At 57.7% G+C, this 16872-nt stretch carries 18 protein-coding genes; 15 read left to right on the forward strand and 3 right to left on the reverse strand.

What is annotated here, in order from left to right; all coding sequences use genetic code 11:
- Positions 1–1037: 1037 nt before the first annotated feature.
- Both CIC12_RS00375 and CIC12_RS00380 read right to left on the reverse strand, forming a co-directional pair.
- Positions 1038–1280 (reverse strand): hypothetical protein, encoded by a 243-nt coding sequence (locus CIC12_RS00375; protein ID WP_168661115.1) that lies wholly within the window; start codon positions 1278–1280, stop codon positions 1038–1040.
- 160 nt (positions 1281–1440) lie between these two features.
- Complete coding sequence (locus CIC12_RS00380; RefSeq protein WP_168661117.1) at positions 1441–1752, reverse strand: ribbon-helix-helix domain-containing protein; 312 nt, start codon at positions 1750–1752, stop codon at positions 1441–1443.
- 296 nt (positions 1753–2048) lie between these two features.
- Here CIC12_RS00380 and sctC point away from each other — a divergent pair, with 296 nt between their 5' ends.
- The 15 genes from sctC (at position 2049) to CIC12_RS00455 (ending at position 14925) form a co-directional block, all read left to right on the forward strand.
- On the forward strand, positions 2049–3803 hold the full coding sequence (sctC, locus tag CIC12_RS00385; protein ID WP_238812258.1) for a type III secretion system outer membrane ring subunit SctC: 1755 nt from the start codon (positions 2049–2051) through the stop codon (positions 3801–3803).
- A complete protein-coding gene (locus tag CIC12_RS00390) occupies positions 3800–4900 on the forward strand; it encodes a hypothetical protein (protein ID WP_168661121.1) in 1101 nt (366 codons plus the stop codon). The genes sctC and CIC12_RS00390 overlap by 4 nt, the downstream gene beginning before the upstream one ends.
- Before the next feature lie 128 nt (positions 4901–5028).
- A complete protein-coding gene (locus CIC12_RS00395; protein WP_168661123.1) occupies positions 5029–5217 on the forward strand; it encodes a hypothetical protein in 189 nt (62 codons plus the stop codon).
- 66 nt (positions 5218–5283) lie between these two features.
- Complete coding sequence (locus CIC12_RS00400; RefSeq protein WP_168661125.1) at positions 5284–5616, forward strand: hypothetical protein; 333 nt, start codon at positions 5284–5286, stop codon at positions 5614–5616.
- A complete protein-coding gene (gene sctJ / locus CIC12_RS00405) occupies positions 5616–6437 on the forward strand; it encodes a type III secretion system inner membrane ring lipoprotein SctJ (protein WP_168661127.1) in 822 nt (273 codons plus the stop codon). The genes CIC12_RS00400 and sctJ overlap by 1 nt, the downstream gene beginning before the upstream one ends.
- A 245-nt stretch (positions 6438–6682) precedes the next feature.
- Positions 6683–7006, forward strand: coding sequence for a hypothetical protein (locus CIC12_RS32860; RefSeq protein WP_238812260.1), 324 nt, complete (start codon positions 6683–6685; stop codon positions 7004–7006).
- The gene (locus CIC12_RS00415) at positions 7000–7731 is read left to right on the forward strand and encodes a FliH/SctL family protein (protein ID WP_168661131.1); all 732 of its coding nucleotides are present in this window, start codon (positions 7000–7002) and stop codon (positions 7729–7731) included. The genes CIC12_RS32860 and CIC12_RS00415 overlap by 7 nt, the downstream gene beginning before the upstream one ends.
- The gene (locus tag CIC12_RS00420; RefSeq protein ID WP_168661133.1) at positions 7728–8699 is read left to right on the forward strand and encodes a FliM/FliN family flagellar motor switch protein; all 972 of its coding nucleotides are present in this window, start codon (positions 7728–7730) and stop codon (positions 8697–8699) included. The genes CIC12_RS00415 and CIC12_RS00420 overlap by 4 nt, the downstream gene beginning before the upstream one ends.
- Before the next feature lie 7 nt (positions 8700–8706).
- Positions 8707–9354, forward strand: coding sequence for an EscR/YscR/HrcR family type III secretion system export apparatus protein (locus tag CIC12_RS00425; protein ID WP_168661135.1), 648 nt, complete (start codon positions 8707–8709; stop codon positions 9352–9354).
- Positions 9351–9626, forward strand: a complete 276-nt coding sequence (gene sctS, locus CIC12_RS00430; RefSeq protein WP_168661137.1) for a type III secretion system export apparatus subunit SctS — start codon at positions 9351–9353, stop codon at positions 9624–9626. The genes CIC12_RS00425 and sctS overlap by 4 nt, the downstream gene beginning before the upstream one ends.
- Positions 9626–10351: an EscT/YscT/HrcT family type III secretion system export apparatus protein gene (locus CIC12_RS00435; RefSeq protein ID WP_168661139.1), complete on the forward strand. Its 726-nt coding sequence runs from the start codon at positions 9626–9628 to the stop codon at positions 10349–10351. The genes sctS and CIC12_RS00435 overlap by 1 nt, the downstream gene beginning before the upstream one ends.
- On the forward strand, positions 10348–11088 hold the full coding sequence (locus CIC12_RS00440; RefSeq protein WP_168661141.1) for an EscU/YscU/HrcU family type III secretion system export apparatus switch protein: 741 nt from the start codon (positions 10348–10350) through the stop codon (positions 11086–11088). Before CIC12_RS00435 ends, CIC12_RS00440 begins: the two co-directional genes overlap by 4 nt.
- 1 nt (position 11089) lies before the next feature.
- Positions 11090–13165, forward strand: a complete 2076-nt coding sequence (locus CIC12_RS00445) for a flagellar biosynthesis protein FlhA (protein WP_168661143.1) — start codon at positions 11090–11092, stop codon at positions 13163–13165.
- A gap of 3 nt (positions 13166–13168) precedes the next feature.
- Entirely contained in the window at positions 13169–14506 is a 1338-nt protein-coding gene (locus CIC12_RS00450; RefSeq protein ID WP_168661145.1) for a FliI/YscN family ATPase, read from the forward strand.
- Positions 14503–14925: a hypothetical protein gene (locus tag CIC12_RS00455; protein ID WP_168661147.1), complete on the forward strand. Its 423-nt coding sequence runs from the start codon at positions 14503–14505 to the stop codon at positions 14923–14925. The genes CIC12_RS00450 and CIC12_RS00455 overlap by 4 nt, the downstream gene beginning before the upstream one ends.
- A gap of 104 nt (positions 14926–15029) precedes the next feature.
- Here CIC12_RS00455 and CIC12_RS00460 read toward each other — a convergent pair whose 3' ends face one another.
- Entirely contained in the window at positions 15030–15905 is an 876-nt protein-coding gene (locus CIC12_RS00460) for a DUF1521 domain-containing protein (RefSeq protein ID WP_168661149.1), read from the reverse strand.
- Between the last annotated feature and the right edge of the window lie 967 nt (positions 15906–16872).

Genomic DNA, 16872 nt, shown 5'->3' on the forward strand with positions numbered 1-16872 from the left:
CTCTGGCAACCGCTATCGAGCCAGGGAGCCCGCCAACCGCTCCATCCACTGTTCCCCCAGCGGCCCCAGTGAGCCACCGACAGGGAAACCGGCTACGAACTCCAGTGGTGCTGAGCTAAGTCACAGCGGGCACCTTCAGGAACCGCCCGAACATGAGACAGTCGCTGTCTGTTCGCATCGGTTCACGCGCTTAGACAGCGACTTTGCTTCCATCGGTGAGCGTGAGCGTACCTGTGCGGGTTGCCGTCCACGCCTTTCCCGTGCTCGAAGAACCGGCCTTTCGTGGCGCAGCCAGCGTCGACTGCCGCTGAGGCGCTTTGAAATCCGGTCGGTGCGCCGTTGGGGCTGCTGTCCGGAAACCTGCCCGAGGCCGATCGCTGAAAACGTCAAGCTATAGGGCGCACGGAGGTCGGTCTCGATCTCGTGCTCATTCGGCGCAGGAGTGCAGCTTGGTACCATCATGGCCTTCGGAATGACTCGCGGCGCGTGGGCGGCCCGAATTCACTAGTAGCCGGAGATGCCTGGTAGTTCGCGATGGTGTGGAGTTCCTCGAAGAAGGCATTCGCGCGACTGGCCGATCTCATGCGCCACGCGGCGAGCGAGGATCTGGGTCGACCCCAAGCTGTTCACCCCGTGCCGGGAAGATCGCTTGCCCCTGTGACAGGGTGAATGATTTTGCGGATCATCCCCTCCTGCCATCACGGCATATTGGGCGATCCTGAATCCGGCGCGACGCTGAAGCGGACACGGCGGCGTCCCTCACTGTATTCCACTGCGTCGTTAAGAGGAAAGGGGCGCGCTTTTCGCGTACTCGTCATCGATTGTGCCCGCTGCTACTCGCCGGCGAAAAGATCGGATAAGACTAGTTGTTTGCTCCTTTCGACCCGGACCTCATTCAGGTCGGGATCTATAGGCACCGGATCGTCGCGTCAGTTTCTTCGACCGGACTCGTTTGCGCCGGCCGCCGCAATTCCAGAAGCGGATGACTTCCTCCATACAGTCAAAGCGGCGGCCGTCTCAATGGCGAGTAATGCGCGTTAGCCCATCATGCCGCCCATGCCACCAGCTTTGCCCGCGAGACTCATCACATCCTGGACGAGGCTCATCAAGTCTTTGAGCAGATCCCCCATTCCTCCACCGCCACCACCATTCGAGCCCGAATCTGGAGAAAACATCGGAGCCGACTGCCCTTGCTGAGCCGCGGGCGAACAAGGCGAGCAACCGGAATTACTAACGGAAGAGAACTGCGTGGTACTCATTTGCGAAATATTGACCGACATGTTTATTTCCTCAATGGGAGGCGCCCGTTATGAAAGGCAAAGTTCGATGGGCACAGAAGTACCCGAGATCTAAGAGTGAAAAGACAAATGTTTACATTGGAACCTCCCGAAGCATGAATGCGTGACGATCAGCGACAAGAATTACAGAAATTCACTCGCTTCAGGTAACACCGGGGTATTGGGACAGATCTATCTGATGAGCCGGGTCGACGCGTTTCATCAGTTGAACAACACAAACTACACGAACGTAGCCCGTAAAATTCCATACGGACTCGTGCGAGAGATCCATTTCCATGGCCCATCGTGATATCAACTTGCCTACAGTCAATGACTCTTTACGAGCAAGTTCCTCGATGATCGACCAGTAAATTTCCTCCAGCCTCAGACACGTGGCAATACCGTTCAGGCGAACTGATCGTTGTCTTAGCCTAAGAAGATCTGTGTTGAAATTGCAATACGTTGTTCGCAGCATTGGAGTCCAGAGTAATTAAGGTACTTGCAATGCTCTCGGGTTGAGATTTGCATCGGTGGTATATGCGTATGACCTTGGTGCTCAAAAGCCACGATATAGTCTCGTCACGTCAAATCCGATGCCAATTTGGGAAAATTCATATGTTCATGACGCGGAGAAGCGAGCGTGCGAGAAGCGGAAAAGTCTGTGTCATACGGTATCGAGCCGCCTTAAGCATGCGCCGGGCCTTGGTTGTCGGAATTGTGCTCCACGCTTCGCTAGGCAATGCAGTCCAGCCGGTCTGGCGCGAGGAAACGATGCATTACATTGCCCGCAATACACCTCTACCAGAGGTTTTGAGAGAGGTGGCGAATGCAGGCGGGCTGCAGGTGAAAATCTCGGCTGGTGTGAAGGACCCCGTCAACGGCGCATTCAACGAATCGCCAGAGCGCGTGTTCGCCAGGTTGATCGAGGCCTACGAGCTTGCGTGGTACTTCGACGGACATGTCATTCGTGTCTCCCGCGCTAGCGACATCCGAAGCCGGACTATTTCGTTCGCGCCTATGACGCGCGGCGATGTGGCTGGTCTGTTGTCCAATCTCGGTCTCGAAGACAGCCACCTGCCGGTTCGCTATTCGGATACCACGGCCGCTCTATCCGGGCCGTCCGAGTACGTCGATGCGATAGCCGATGCCGTTGCGCAAGCGCAGGACCTGACGGTCGTCAGTCCGGCTGTCGGCGAACTGGCTATCCGCGTGTTTCCGCTTCACTACGCGCAGGCACAGGACATCGCCTATACGTCCGGTAATCAGCAGCAAATCGTGCCGGGCGTCGCATCGCTGCTGCGCAAGCTGATGGCGGATGTCCCCGTTTCGGTACCCAATGCGCAAACGCCGATGAAGGTGCGCAGCCAGCGCCGGGAGGCTCGCGGTGGGCCACCGCCGCTCCCGAGTCTGCGCGGTCTGGGGCTGGCCGATACACTGCCGACAATCGATGCGCCATTGCCCGACTCTGGCGTAATTGCCGCCGTTGCTGCGCCGATGCGGCGCAATATCATCGCCGACGCGCGTACGAATTCCGTTGTGATCTATGACGTGCCGTCAATGATGGCCAACTACGAGCGTACGATCGCAATGCTCGACAAGCCTCAGGATCTCGTCGAAATTACGGCGGCAGTCATCGACGTTTCGACAGACGCGGCGAGCGAACTGGGCATGCGCCTCGGCGGTGGAGTAAAGGGAGGATGGGGCGTGGCTACCACCGTCACCGGTGCGCTGTCGTCAGCACAGAATGTATCCAACGTGCCGACAGCGCCCGGTGTCAGTCTCGCGACGATGATTGGCGGTTCGACAACCTATTTATTCGCAAAGATTCGCGCGCTCGAAGAGAGTGGGAAGGCGCGCATCATGTCGCGCCCGCAGGTGTTGACGTTGAACAACACGGAAGCAGTACTATCATCGCGCAATTCTGTATATGTGCGGGTTGCGGGTAATCAGGATGTCGACCTTTACAACGTCGATACCGGACTCACATTGAGAGTGACGCCGACAGTAGAGTCGGCGCCCGGCGATGCGAAGAATATCCTTTTGAGCGTGCAAATCGAGGATGGGGCATTTGATTCGTCTAATTCGGTCGATGGCATTCCGAAGGTCAGTCACAACTCCATCGTGACTCAAGCCGTTATCGAAGACGGGCAAAGCCTGCTTGTCGGCGGCTATGAATATGAACGCGCTGCAAAGTCCACGTCACGAGTGCCTGTATTGTCGGATCTCCCGTTCATTGGTCCCTTGTTCAGTGATAAGCAGGAACAGTCGGAGCGTCTGGAACGGCTGATTTTGATAACCCCGCGCATCAAGTCGATGACAAACCAGGTGGCACGACCTGCACCCGGGAAAGAGCCTTCTCCCCCGGGCCTGGCGCAACCGATAGCCCATCCCGGCGTTGTTGACGCGGTCGGTCGCACGCGGATGACGCCCCCTGCCAGATATGCGCCCGGGTGGGCGGATTCTCTTCCCCCGCTTCCGTCCGGTTCAATATCGGAGTCATCCCCGACGAAGGAGCGGATCCGATGAGTACGGGCGGAATCATTACCGTTACCGGCGGCATTCACGCAGGGGCCAGCGTGCTTTTGTCCGAAGGTCATGACATGGTGATCGGCAACGGAGAAGACGCGAATCTCGTGATCGTTGACGATGGCGTAGTGGCGCATCACGCGAGTATTTGCCTGAACGGCAACTTGTTGCGACTCACAGCACATCATGTCGGCGTTCGGGTATTCGGTCACGCATTGGCAGCGGGAAAGACGACCGTGTTGAGACAGGGGGCATCCTTCACAGTGGGCGATGCGCGAATACAGTTCAGCGGGTGCGATTTGCTGACGCCAGATGCCGTGCGCTCGGCGGAACTCGTGTGGCTGATGATGCATGCGCCCGCCGCTTACGTGGCGAAACGTTGGGCGCTGGCTTCGCGCGGCGTGAAGTTGGCGCTGCCAATCGTACTAGTGTTGGCCGGCGCTGGCGTGACATGGCAAACGCTCGGTTCGCACGTCGTCGCGAGCAGGGCACCGAAACTCGACGGTGCATTCCGGTTCGTGACAATGCATGAAGACCCGAAGACGCATGCGTATGTCTACGATGGCTATGTGGCAACTTCTGCGGATCTTGCCTCACTGTCGGCCGTGGTTCGCCGCGATACCTGTGCATCGGTGATGCGTGTGGCTGTTGTCGATCAGATCAAGGAGCAACTCGCAGACTTTCTGACCAGGTATTACCGCGGCGCGCAGATCAGGCTGGGCTCTCCTGGCACGTTCACTGTCATACCTCCGGCGGAGCAGGGCTACCTTCTGCCGGAATCGTGGGATTACGCGCGTGTCGCGCACCTTGCCTACGAGTCGATAAAAGGGTTGCACAACCTTGGGTTCGAAGGCCACGTTGCACAGGGCGGGCCGGTGCGAGCGCCCCTCGAAGCCATTGGCATGAATTTGGCACGTACGGCCTATGGCTCGTGGCTGGTCGATGCCCGGGGTGTACGTTATTTCCCCGGCGCGCAGCTGCCTCTTGGTCGAATTACAAGTATATCGGGGTGCGCGGTGACGATCGTGCGCAACGATGATGGAACGCCATATGAGTTCTCCGCTCAGAGCGGTGAGGGCAACAATAAGTGTAACTGAATAGTAGGGCAGGTTTTGCCTGACGGGCATGTGCGCGCGTGGCTCGGTGGGCAATAAGTCGATGCAAACTCAAACGCGCGCTATTTTATTAATTAGGAATGTTAATCATGCAGATAGGTGGCGTTGGTATGAATTCTCCTTATGCTGGAAATACGGGCGGCGCAAGCCCGGCGGCCAGTGCGGGCAATGGGCAGACCACTCAGGATCTTCAGGATCAAAAGGCCCAAAACGCGTTCCAGGAACAAATTACGAAGGAAAGCAACATGGAGTCGAAACGCAATCAGACCCGCATGGGCGTGATCGCGAACCTGAAATAACTGGCTGATAGAGGCGCCGCGCTGACGGCGCCTCAAATTGTGAACCACTCTTGAAGAGACAACGACATGCTGCTGCAGCCCATGGTGATGAATGTCTTTCCTGCGAATTCTGCTCCCGATTCGAGGCAAAACCAATCGTCCGAGAACACGCTTGGCAACACCGGGAATTCTCCCTTTCTTAACGCTCTCGAGCGTGCGGAAGAAATCTGCAACGCTCAGGACAGACGGATCACTGACGATCTCAACAGGCATGCGAAGAGCAGGTCATCGACGGCGGGAATGCTCAATCTCCTGAAACTGCAGTATGACCTCGACGACATGCAGGTCAACGCCACAATGGCAAAAAACATCGCAAATCAATTTAGCCAGGCATTGACCACGCTTACACAGAGAAACTGATGCGCCGCGTACTCATCCTACTGCCGTTGATATTCCTCGTTGGCTGCAAATCGTCGCTGTTCGAAAGTCTGGACGAGGACCAGGCAAATCAGATCATTGCCGTGCTGAGCCAGCACGGTATCGATGGTGTCAAGGAGCGCAATGCCGACAGGACATGGAGTGTTTCTGTAGGGAGCGGTAACGTTGTCACCGCAACCGAGATAACACGCGAATATGCGTTACCTCACGGCGGCCATGCGAATCTGGGTGAACTGTTTAGTCGTCAAGGATTGATTTCGAATCCTGGGGAAGACCAGGTGCGCTACGTGTATGGCTTGACGCAGGAACTGTCGGAGACGCTCGAGAAAATCGACGGTGTGCTCGTGGCTCGCGTTCACATAGTGCAGCCGGAGCGCGATCCGCTTATGCGGCAGGTTACAGCTCCGTCCGCGTCGGTGATGATTCGCTATCGCAGCGACTACAACGTTGACTACATGAAGGACAAGATTCGCGGGCTGGTGGCAGGAAGCGTGGAGGGGCTAGCGCCCGACCACGTTTATCTGACGTTGGTCCCGGTCACGCCTGTGGTGGACGCAGTCAATGCGAGAAACGGCGGCAATGCTTGCGCTGGCTCGTCGGACGGAAACCCACACCGGGCCGGTACGTTGATGCTGATGATTATGACCGTGATGGCGATAGCGCTAACTATTTCGGCGTGGGTGTGGGGCAAAGGAATTCGCTCATTTGCACCAACATTTTATCGGCGCAGAAAGACCAGAAAGACGGCAGAGCAAACTGTCTCGAAGCAACCAGAGCCCCCCGCTGGAAAGGACGCGCCATGACCCGCATCGCGGTTCTCGCCTTGTCGAAATGGGCGCATTTCAGTTGGTTGCCACGTGGAGAGCGCGCGCTTACGGAACGGGCACTGGTTTATGCGAATGCCGATCTGCTCGCGCGCTTTCCTCAGTTGACTTCGACGCAGACGACTCCGGCCATGCCGCCGTTTGCGACGTTGCCGCGACCGGCGTGCGCGAAAGTTTTACGGGTTACCGCGGCGCTCGCTCACGCGCGTTTGCTTCGGAAAGTCGTGAGCGCGGACACGCAGAAGATCTTTTCCGCTCGTATTGCACCGCACGTGCTCCACGCGATTCAACGTGACTGGCGCGTGGAGGAGGATATGGATCAGGGTGTGACGCTCAATGTGCTGGATCGCGCGGAAATGACGGCAGCCGGCTTGAGAGTGGCGTTGAGCGCAATTGACGACCCTGCAGTGTGCGTGCTGATGAGATTGCGGCTCCCGCGCACCGTCGAACAGCGCATGGTGCAATCCGGCGTGTGTGGCATGCACGTAAAGGCCGCTCACAAACTGCTCGATGCCGCGTACGCACTTGCCGGAGGTAAAGCATGTTGATCTGTCGAAGAGGTGAATGGCGTGTCGAGTCCGATGGTTATGTGTCGTCCACGGAACTATACGGGCTTGCCGGCTTACGGGAAATGGAAGCGTTTCGCACGCGGGATGCAGAACGCGAAGCCGCACGGCTCGCAGATCGTGTGCGCGCACTGAAGCGTCGTGCGTGGCGCCGCGGGTACGAGGCTGGTCGCCGCGCTGCATTGTACAAGTTCGTTGCGCCGCCGGTAGCGGCTTCGTTCGCGTCGCGTTGCCTGGCAGAGCGGCTTGCCGACATGGTGCTGAAGACTGTCACCCAGCTATTCGGCGAACTTCCTGCTGAAGTGGTGTTGTCGAGCCAACTGCGGCGATGTCTTGATGCATCATGCGCGCAACCGGTGCTCTCAGTGCGTGTTTCGGCAGACGATTACGAACAGACACAGCGCAGCGTACTCGCACTCGAACAGGAATTGAGCGCCCCCGTCTTTACGGTTCTGGCTGATGTGGGCTTGCCGCCCCATTCGCTTGTCGTCGAAACCGAGCAAGGTGTGATCGACGGTAGCCTGACGCCGCAACTACGTGCGCTGGAACATGGCATGAGAAAAGCAATCAAGTCCCTGCTCGACGAGTACCGCTATATCGATGAGGGATCGACGAGGCAGTTTGACATGGTCGAGAGCGCTTTGCTCGACGTAGTCGCTGTGCTTGCGCAGCCGACAGGCTCTCAGGGTGACTGGGAGGGCAAATGACTCCGTGGCGAGACATCGAGCGGATCTCGCTTGAGCACGCGCGGCGACAAAACGTTGCCGCACTGCATTTTGGCGTGGCCTATCCGGTCAGCGTCGGTAAGCAGGCGTTCACCCTGCAGTTTGAGTCGTGTCGTGCAAGCTATCCATTGCGGCTTCATGGGCAAGCGGGAGGGGCAACACTGACGCTTGATTGCGACGCACAGGCGCTTTTCCCCGAGTTGGCCCGGCAATCGCTGACGCTGGCCGGAGCCAATGCTCACGTGTTGATCACCCAGGCCTTCGAGGACTGGCTGAGCGCCCTGGAAGGGCTATTCGGGTTCACGGTCGACGTGAGCAGCACTTCGTTCGATGTGACGCCGGCGTCTGGCGCATATGGCCTCGTTCTCACGCACTCAAGGACCCATCGCGCAGCGCACTTCGCGCTGGATAGCGAAGCAGTCGATCAATGGTTGAAACACCGACCCGTTCCTGTAGAGGATCGGGCGCATCTATCGCGCCGGCTGCGTCTGCCCGTGCCGGTGTGCAAGGCTGGACCCGCACTCACGCTACGGCGCCTGCGCAGGATCAGGTGTGGTGACGCGCTGCTTCTCGATCCCACGTCGCTGTATTTACGTTTGCCGCTCTGTCATGGGGCACGTCGCATTTTTCTCAAACCCTCAGGGGAATACATGTTGATAGACCGTCCGATGATCGATGAGGACACCGACTCGACCGAGATGACCAGCGAGTTGGTGCCCGCCAGTGCACTCACGTTTTCGTTCGATGCGGTGATTGGCACATTGTCGCTAACACTCGATGAGCTGACGCGCCTGCGCACGGGCTCGATCGTGTCATTGCAATTGCCAGTGCGAAGAAACTCCGTTTTGCTGTTGTGCCAGGGCGTTCCGTTCGCCCGTGGTGAGTTGATCGACATCGATGATGCGTTGGGCGTGCGCATTGTCGATCTGGCGCACATGGCAGAGGCGTAAGGTCGTCATGAGAGATCAGATCGTCAATCTGCAACTTATCGTTCTGTTTTTTTTCCTTGGACTATTACCACTGATCGTCACGATGACGACATCGTTCACCAAAATCAGCATTGTGTTGACATTGCTGCGTTCCGCCGTTGGAGTGCAGCAGGCACCGGGCAATATGGCAATCTCGACTCTGGCCCTCGCGGCAACGCTGGTTGTAATGGCGCCGACACTGGAGAAGATCGGTGCCGATCCGGCCATCAACGAGCGCATCGTACGCGGTGAACTGCCCGATGTGGCGGACCTGTATCGGGGGGTACGCGGGCCGCTCGGTGATTTCATGCTTGAACATTCACGGCCCACCGAGCGCGCGTTCATGGTGACGGCCGTAAAGCGCCTGAACCCTGCGAGCGATGTACAAGAAACCGATTTTTCGGTTCTGATTTCTGCGTTCATGATCAGCGAAATTTCGAGCGGCTTCGAAGCTGGCTTCCTGCTTTACATGGCGTTTCTCATCATTGACCTCGTTGTGGCCAATGTCTTGATGGCGATGGGCATGGTGATGCTGTCACCCACGACGGTCTCGACTCCGCTCAAGCTACTTGTGCTCGTTTCCGTGTCGGGAATTTCAAAATTGATGCACGGCCTTATTGTCAGCTACGCGAAATGAACTGGAACCCTTCACTTCACTCGCTGGCGGGCGATGCCTTGTTGCTGGTTTTCTGGCTTTCGTTGCCCGCGCTCGTAGTCGCTACGGGGGTCGGTGTGCTGATTGGTCTCGTGCAATCCATCACGCAAATCCAGGATCAAGCGTTGCCGTATAGCGTGAAGATCATCTGTGTCGGGCTTGTGTTGATGATCGCGGTGCCGTGGGGCGAGAACGAAGTTTCCCATTTTCTCGACAAGACGTTTTCATACATTGCAGCGGGGCGCGGGCAGTGATGGCCAACTACATTGGATATATCGAGGGGCTGGCGTTCTGCTGCATTCGCCCAATCGTCGCGCTTTCACTGATTCCCTTTGCGGGCACGGAGTCCCTTGGCATAGCATTGCGACTGCCGTTGACGTTGATGCTCGCCGTACTGCCCCATCAGGTAGGGTGGCCGGACAATCCTGTCATTGCGATCGGGGTTGAAGTGTTGATCGGTTTCACGCTTGGCCTGTTGCTGAGCGTGACATTTCACGCGGCCGCCGCTGCCGGTGCGGTGATCGACCAGCAAGGCGGTTACATGATCGGCGCCTCCTATGATTCGAACTTTCGCGACGAAGCAGCTCACTTCGAAAGGCTTTTCGTCTGGTTCGCCACGTTGACGTTTTTCACCGGAACGGGCCTCCAGAGCGTCTACGGTTTTTTCACCGATGCATGGGCACTCTGGCCCCCCGGTGCGCCACGTCCCGATTACATGCGAGTGATGCAGGAGCTGGCGGAGACAAGACTGGCGCAGTCGATCGTCGAGGGCGTAAGACTGGCGATGCCGCTCATCGGCCTGATGCTCATCGTCGACATCTCGCTGGGATTAATGTCCCGCTACGCGAAGCGGATAAATCCATTTATGACCGCCCCCGCTGTCAAAGCAATTGTGTTGTCGTTCACGATTTTCTTCTGCGTGCCGATCATATTGGAACGGCTCAACGCTGTTTTCCTCGCGGGCACGATATTGCAATGAGCGATAAGACCGAAGCGCCGACTCCACAGCGGCTGCGACGCGCGCGCAAAGAGGGCGATATTGCGAAGAGCGGGCATATGACTGTTGCGGCGAGTGGCATTTTCTGGTGGCTCTTTCTAGTGATCGAAGCGCCACACATGTATCAGGTCTGCGTTTATGTCGTGGAGTCTGTGACGCAAATCGATCAGGCGCGTCCGTTCGATGAGCGCTACATTCAGGTGGCGAGCGCGCTCACCGCGATGCTGCCAGTCGTGGTCGCAACGCTCGGCATCAGCATGATCGCGATCATCGTGCCCGAAGCGGCGCAGACCGGGGGACTGATTGCATTCCAGCGTGCGGCGCCGGACATTAAACACCTCAACCCAGTGTCGGGGTTGAAGAACCTGTTCGGACTAAAGACGCTGATTGAGACCGCAATCACGCTGGCGCAGTTTTCTATCCTTCTTTTCATCTTCGGGAATGCGTTCGAGATATGGTGTGCGCAGTTGCTGCCTTCGTTTTCGCTTTCGTTTGATGGGCAACTGAGCGCCACGTGCCAGTCGCTTGCGCGCCTGCTCGCGATGATGAGCGTGTCGCAGCTCGTGCCCGCAGCCGTCGACATCAAGTTGCAGCGTTTTCAGTGGCGGCGGCGTTTAAAAATGGACAAGAACGAAATAAAACGTGAATACCGCGACGAAGAAGGCGATCCCATTGTTAAGGGACGTCGACGGGCCATGCACAGAGAGTTGAGCCAATAAGATGTTCGCAAAAACCAGATTTAGTCATATTGATTTTCCAGGCCTTTTGGCACGTTACGCGGACCTTGGTGTGGGGGGCGGCTTGCTCTGCGTGCTGGTGCTGCTGATCCTGCCGGTTCCGCCGTTCATTCTCGACATGTTCATCTGCGCGAGCTTCACGGCCAGCTTCGTGATGCTCTCGGCGACGATCTACGCGGCGAAGCCGGCAGAGCTGTCGAGCTTTCCGTCGCTGCTCCTCGTGACGACGCTACTGAGGCTTGCTCTCGCGATTGCGTCGACGAAAATGATTCTGCTTGATGCGCACGCCGGACAGATTATCAGCGCGTTTGGTGAAATGGTGGTCGGTGGCAACGTTGCGGTCGGGATCGTGGTGTTCGTCGTGTTGTCGGTGATCCAGTTCATCGTCGTGGCGAAAGGGGCTGACCGCGTCGCCGAGGTCTCAGCACGCTTTACGCTCGACGGCATTCCCGGGCGCCAGATGAGCATTGACGCCGATCTGCGAAGCGGCCAGATCGCACCGGCTGAAGCGGGCCGGTTGCGCGCCGAATTGGAGCGCGAAACATACTTTTATGGGTCGCTCGATGGGGCGATGAAGTTCGTCAAGGGCGATAGCATTGCGGGGCTCGTCGTCGCGCTTGTCAATATTGTCGGTGGCCTTACCATTGGTATCGGGCAACGCGGCATGTCGTTCGGCGATGCACTGCACACATACACGATCCTGACGGTTGGCGATGGCCTCGTGTCGCAAATTCCGTCGTTGATCGTGTCGATATCGGCCGGTCTGCTAGTCACGCGCGTCTCGTCAGGCGGCGGCAGCACGAATCTCGGCCAGGATATCGTCAGGCAGTTGTCGCTGCATCCCGCGGCACTGATGATGGCGGGTGTTGCTTGCCTTGCTCTCGCCGTCATTCCGGGTTTTCCTCATGTCCAGTTCATCCTCGCGGCGCTCACGCAGATCGGCCTGGCTGTCGTGACGAAGCGTCAGCGCGCGGCGCTAGACAGGTTGGAGCGGCCACGGATGCCGGCGATGACGCGCGATGGCGGCACCTATGTGCAACGCATTCTCGACGATGTCGAACTGGGAACAAGTTCCCCGCTTCGTGTGCGCCTTGGTGTGAAAGCATGCGACGCGCTACGCCCGGCGGAACTCAACCGCCGCTTTGCGCTGATGCGCCGCGACCTGATGGTGCGGCTCGGAGTGCCGTTCCCGGGTGTTGGGCTCCTGCGCGACACCGATCTCGACGAGAATCGCTATATCGTCGATCTCGCGGACGTGTCGTTCTACGGAGGCACGCTCGTTGCCGGACACGTACTGGTTAGCGGTGAGGCATCTCTGGTGACCATGGACGGCCTGCAGGGCTATCACCCGCAGGCGGAGAAATCGGTCTGGATACCTGAGCAGTCGGCCACTGTGATTGATGACGTACGCATCATGAAATCGAGCGCCGATGCAGCGCTTTGCGATCACCTGATGAACGTGTGTGAGCAGCATGCGTCGTCGTTCATTGGGACGCAGGAGACGCGTTTTCTCCTCGACCAGATCAGCATTGAGTTCCGGGAGCTGGTGAATCAAATTCAGCAGGTAATCACCACGGTGCAACTTGCTTGCGTGCTGCGCAGTCTGCTGGAGCAGCGAATTCCAATCCGCAATCTGCGAGGCATTCTCGAGGCAATCCTTCGCGTGCCCGAGGGGGGGCGCTCGCTTGACCGGATGGTGCGGGAAGCACGCATCACGCTCGGGCAGCAAGTGGTGCGTCCCTTCGCCGATCTGAACAGCTGGGCAATCAATGCCGCCGTGCTCGAACCGGCCTGGGAAGCTGATCTCGAGGCACAGATTGAAGTCGGTCACGATGGCGAACCACAATGCGTGCTCGACGCTGATCGATTGGAAATCTTGCAGCGAGTCTTTGCCTCGCAACGGGACACGGTGAGTCTGGTAGTGACAACGGCTCTTCTGCGTCCTCATCTCGCGCGCATTTTACGCATGCTTGGCATCCGCACTGACGTGCTTGCGACGGAAGAAATTCCTCTCGACACGTATCGTGTCCACATATTCGCGACACTCGAGCCAGATTGATGCATGCAACCTCTTAACAGAAAAAGGAAGACGTCTGTGACACCAACGCCGCTACTCTCGACGAAGCTCGCGCTCAACGCAAGGATTGTAGAAGCGCGCGGGGTGGTTGTCCGTGTGGTCGGTGCCTCGTTACGCGTCGGCGAAATGGTCCGGCTTGTCCGGCCCGATACCCAGGAAGTGCAAATCGGCGAAGTAGTCGGCTTCGCTCAGGACGGGGCACTCGTTGTACCGTTCGACGGACTGATGGGTTTGTCGAATATCACGCAGGTCGCGGGCTGTGGGCTTAACTGGCGCCGCTCTGACGCGCTCTCGCTGCTAGGACGAGTGGTGGATGGGCTTGGGCGGCCGCTCGATGGTGGCGGCGCCCCGACGACAGCAACGGCGCGGCAAGCGGCAGACAAGCTTCCGCTAGTCAATCCACTCGACCGTCCGGTGATCTCGACGCCATTCGCGACCGGTGTGCGGGCAATAGATGGCCTCTTGTCCTGCGGAGTCGGTCAGCGCGTCGGCATCTTCGCGCCGGCGGGTGGCGGCAAAAGCACGCTAATCGGAATGATCGCAAACGGGGCGACTGTTGATGCGATTGTTGTTGCTCTGATCGGCGAGCGTGGCCGCGAAGTGGCCGAGTTTATTCACGATCACCTTGGTCCGCGGCGCGCAGCATCGGTTGTGATCGCGTCGACAGCCGAGCGGCCGGCGGCCGAGCGTATCAAGGCTGCCGAACTGGCGTGCAGCGTCGCGAGCGAACTGCGCGCCGAAGGAAAGCAAGTCCTGCTGCTGTTCGATTCTCTGACGCGTTACGCCCGTGCGCTGCGCGAGGTTGGTCTGGCGGTGGGTGAACCGCCAGTGCGCCGCGGATATCCACCGCGAGTGTTCGCCGAGTTACCAAGATTGACCGAAGCGGCGGGGCTGACGCGGCAGGGTTCGGTCACTGCGTTCTTTACGGTGCTCGCCGAAGACGAAGAAATGACGGACCCTATCGCGGAAGAAGCACGTTCGCTGCTCGACGGGCATATCCAGCTATCGGGACGACTTGGTGCAGCGGGGCACTATCCGGCCATTGATGTATTGCGGAGCAAGAGTCGTGTGATGACACGTGTGACGTATCAGGAGCATCGCGACGATGCAAACCGCGTGCGCGGCTGGATGAGTCGGTATCAAGAAGTTGAACTTTTGCTGCAGATGGGCGAATACCGGCGTGGCAACGATTCCGACAGTGATCTTGCGATAGATCGTCATAAAGCGATTGAACGCTTCCTGCGTCAGCCACATGACCAGTATTGCGATTGGGAGAGCACGATTTCGTCGTTGCGCGCCCTTTGCCGCGAGGCGCGCAAATGAAGGACGCGTTACAGGTGCGCGTGTGGACCTTGCTTACACGTGTGCGGCAGCTAAGAGTGGAGCGCGCTCGCCACCTGTTGCGGGAGGCACACCTTGGTGTTCAGCGCGCGGAAGCAGATACTGTGTCAAGAGAGAATGCGATCGCGGAGCATGAGACACGGCGACGAAAAATTCTCGCCGCATGTTTCTGTGGCGAGAGCGCGTCACTGTGGCGCATGGCGTTGCAGCGGCACGATGCCGGTAAATTTGCTCTGGAATCGGCGCTTGCCGTTGTATGCGATGCCAGGGAGAAAGCGCAGGAACGGGTCATGTCCGCGCTGTATGTTCTGCAAAAGGAGATGCGCGGGCTGGACGATGCCCGCAAGCGGGTGCGCCGACTGGTCGTTGCGCAGCAGGAAGATAGCGATCCCGACGATTGATGATCTAACGCCGCATGGAGTCCATGGCCATCGGCCGTTTGAGACTTGGTATAGAACGTCGCGCATCCGGGGTCGCCGTTTTGCGGCCACCCCGGATGCTAGCGTCAGACCTTGCTGAAGTCTGCAGCCGTCGGAGCATGGCCCGTCTGTGGATCGATCCAACCCGTGCCGGAGCTATTGGCGACTAGCGTATAGCCGTCTGGGGTCTGTCGGTCGAGTTGTCGGCCATTGCGACTGCTTTGCACGGTTAGCGGACTGCTGTCAATCTGACTCAAACCATTGACCACGTAGGCCTTGTTACCCTGTGTGATTGTCACCTGGTCGGCGTAGCTGACGGCGCCCTGTGCTTGCGTTCCGACCGTGACCTTCGTGTGACCGGGCAGATCGAACGTTAGCGAGCCTTTGAATGTGCCTGATGTGCCATTGGTATCGATGTGTGGATCACCGGAGATTTTTGTCGTGCTGCCGGTCTGTTTGTTCGTCAAGAGGAGCGAGGAATCACTCTTGTTTAGATCAACAGTGTAATTACCTATATCTAGACTTGCTTTGTTGTTCTGCACCTGCGTATTGCACCAGTCACTCTGTTGATCATTGCAATTGCGTTTGTTGTTCTTGACCTGTGCATTGCTACATTCGAACTTCTGGCTACCACAAAGGTTCTTGTTAATCATGGTTTCGGTATTGCACCGGTTGTTCCTACGACTGCCGTACTGATCGGATCTGTCGTTCCTGCCGCTGACGTGTTGAAAGCTGACCGCCGAAATCGATGCTGACATACCTTTCGGTGATCGCGACGACTGCTGAGAAAAGGTCGCTAATGAGATTTGCTGATTCCCTGCGCCACTTTCCCGAAATCCGGTCGAGAGCGACTTCGAACTGGATGACTGGACCGTGCTTCGATACGAGAAGCTGCTCGTTGCGAACGAAGATTGGGTCTGGCTATACGATGCAAAGCTGCTGCGATCGATTGTGGTTTGCATGGATGAGTCCTTGAGTGGTTGGTTTGTCGGTCCGGTTGATTGTCTGGACCTATCCGGAGAAGACAGGCTTTCCCCCGTCTTGACCGGCAGGAAAAGTCTAATGAACAACCACGTCCGCCATGCACTACGGGCGTATCGCAATGCGGAACAACGGATGGCACGGCGCAGTGGAACAATGGCCCGGCACCGGACGGTATGAAAACCCGGCATGATTCCGGTTCTCACAAATCAGGCCAGTCTTCACACGTGGAACGGCGGCGTTGCCGAAACCTCGGCCGGGCAATTCTCGTTACCGGCCATATAAACAGTCCTGTGCTCACTCGTCGCACTGTTCCTGCTGTTACACACCGATGATTGACAGCGAGCCTTCCTGCGATCGGAAAGTGCGCTTTCCCTACGGGTCTCGCCTCGCTGTCGATCGGGGCCAACGCAAGCTTGGTAGAAGCATGTCGGTGCCGACGAAAAATTGACATTTCGTGACAAAAATCAGTTCGACATACGTCACAATAGTACGGTTCATTTAGTGCGTGAAAGATCTCGGTAAGCAAAGAAAGTTTGAAGTTGCTTTCGCAATGTATGTGTCAGCGTGATTTCTGATCCGTTGACGATCTTCACTGGTGGATAAGAAATACTCAACAGCCTGTAATGCACGCAGGTCTCTCACGGTTACCTATCGATCATGGCATTGACGCAGCGCTATTTTTTTTGAACCCTGTCATGCTTTAACCTGTTCGTGCACGCAGGTTCCAACCGGCGTTGCCATTTGTCTGGCGGGATGCTGAAAGCCTGAGTCGGGACGATCGATCAGTATGCACAAGGTTCCCGCATGCGACTTTCTGCGGAATTGCGAATTTGCGCGGTAACTTTTGCAAGCAAAGCGCGTGCGGGCAGGCGCCGCGCTCTGCAGTCCTGCTATCGTGGTGACTCACCGCGTCGTTCCTTGCGGTGCCATGTTTCGCATTCGTGC

This window comes from Paraburkholderia sp. SG-MS1 (assembly GCF_012275575.1).
Taxonomy (GTDB): Bacteria; Pseudomonadota; Gammaproteobacteria; order Burkholderiales; family Burkholderiaceae; genus Paraburkholderia.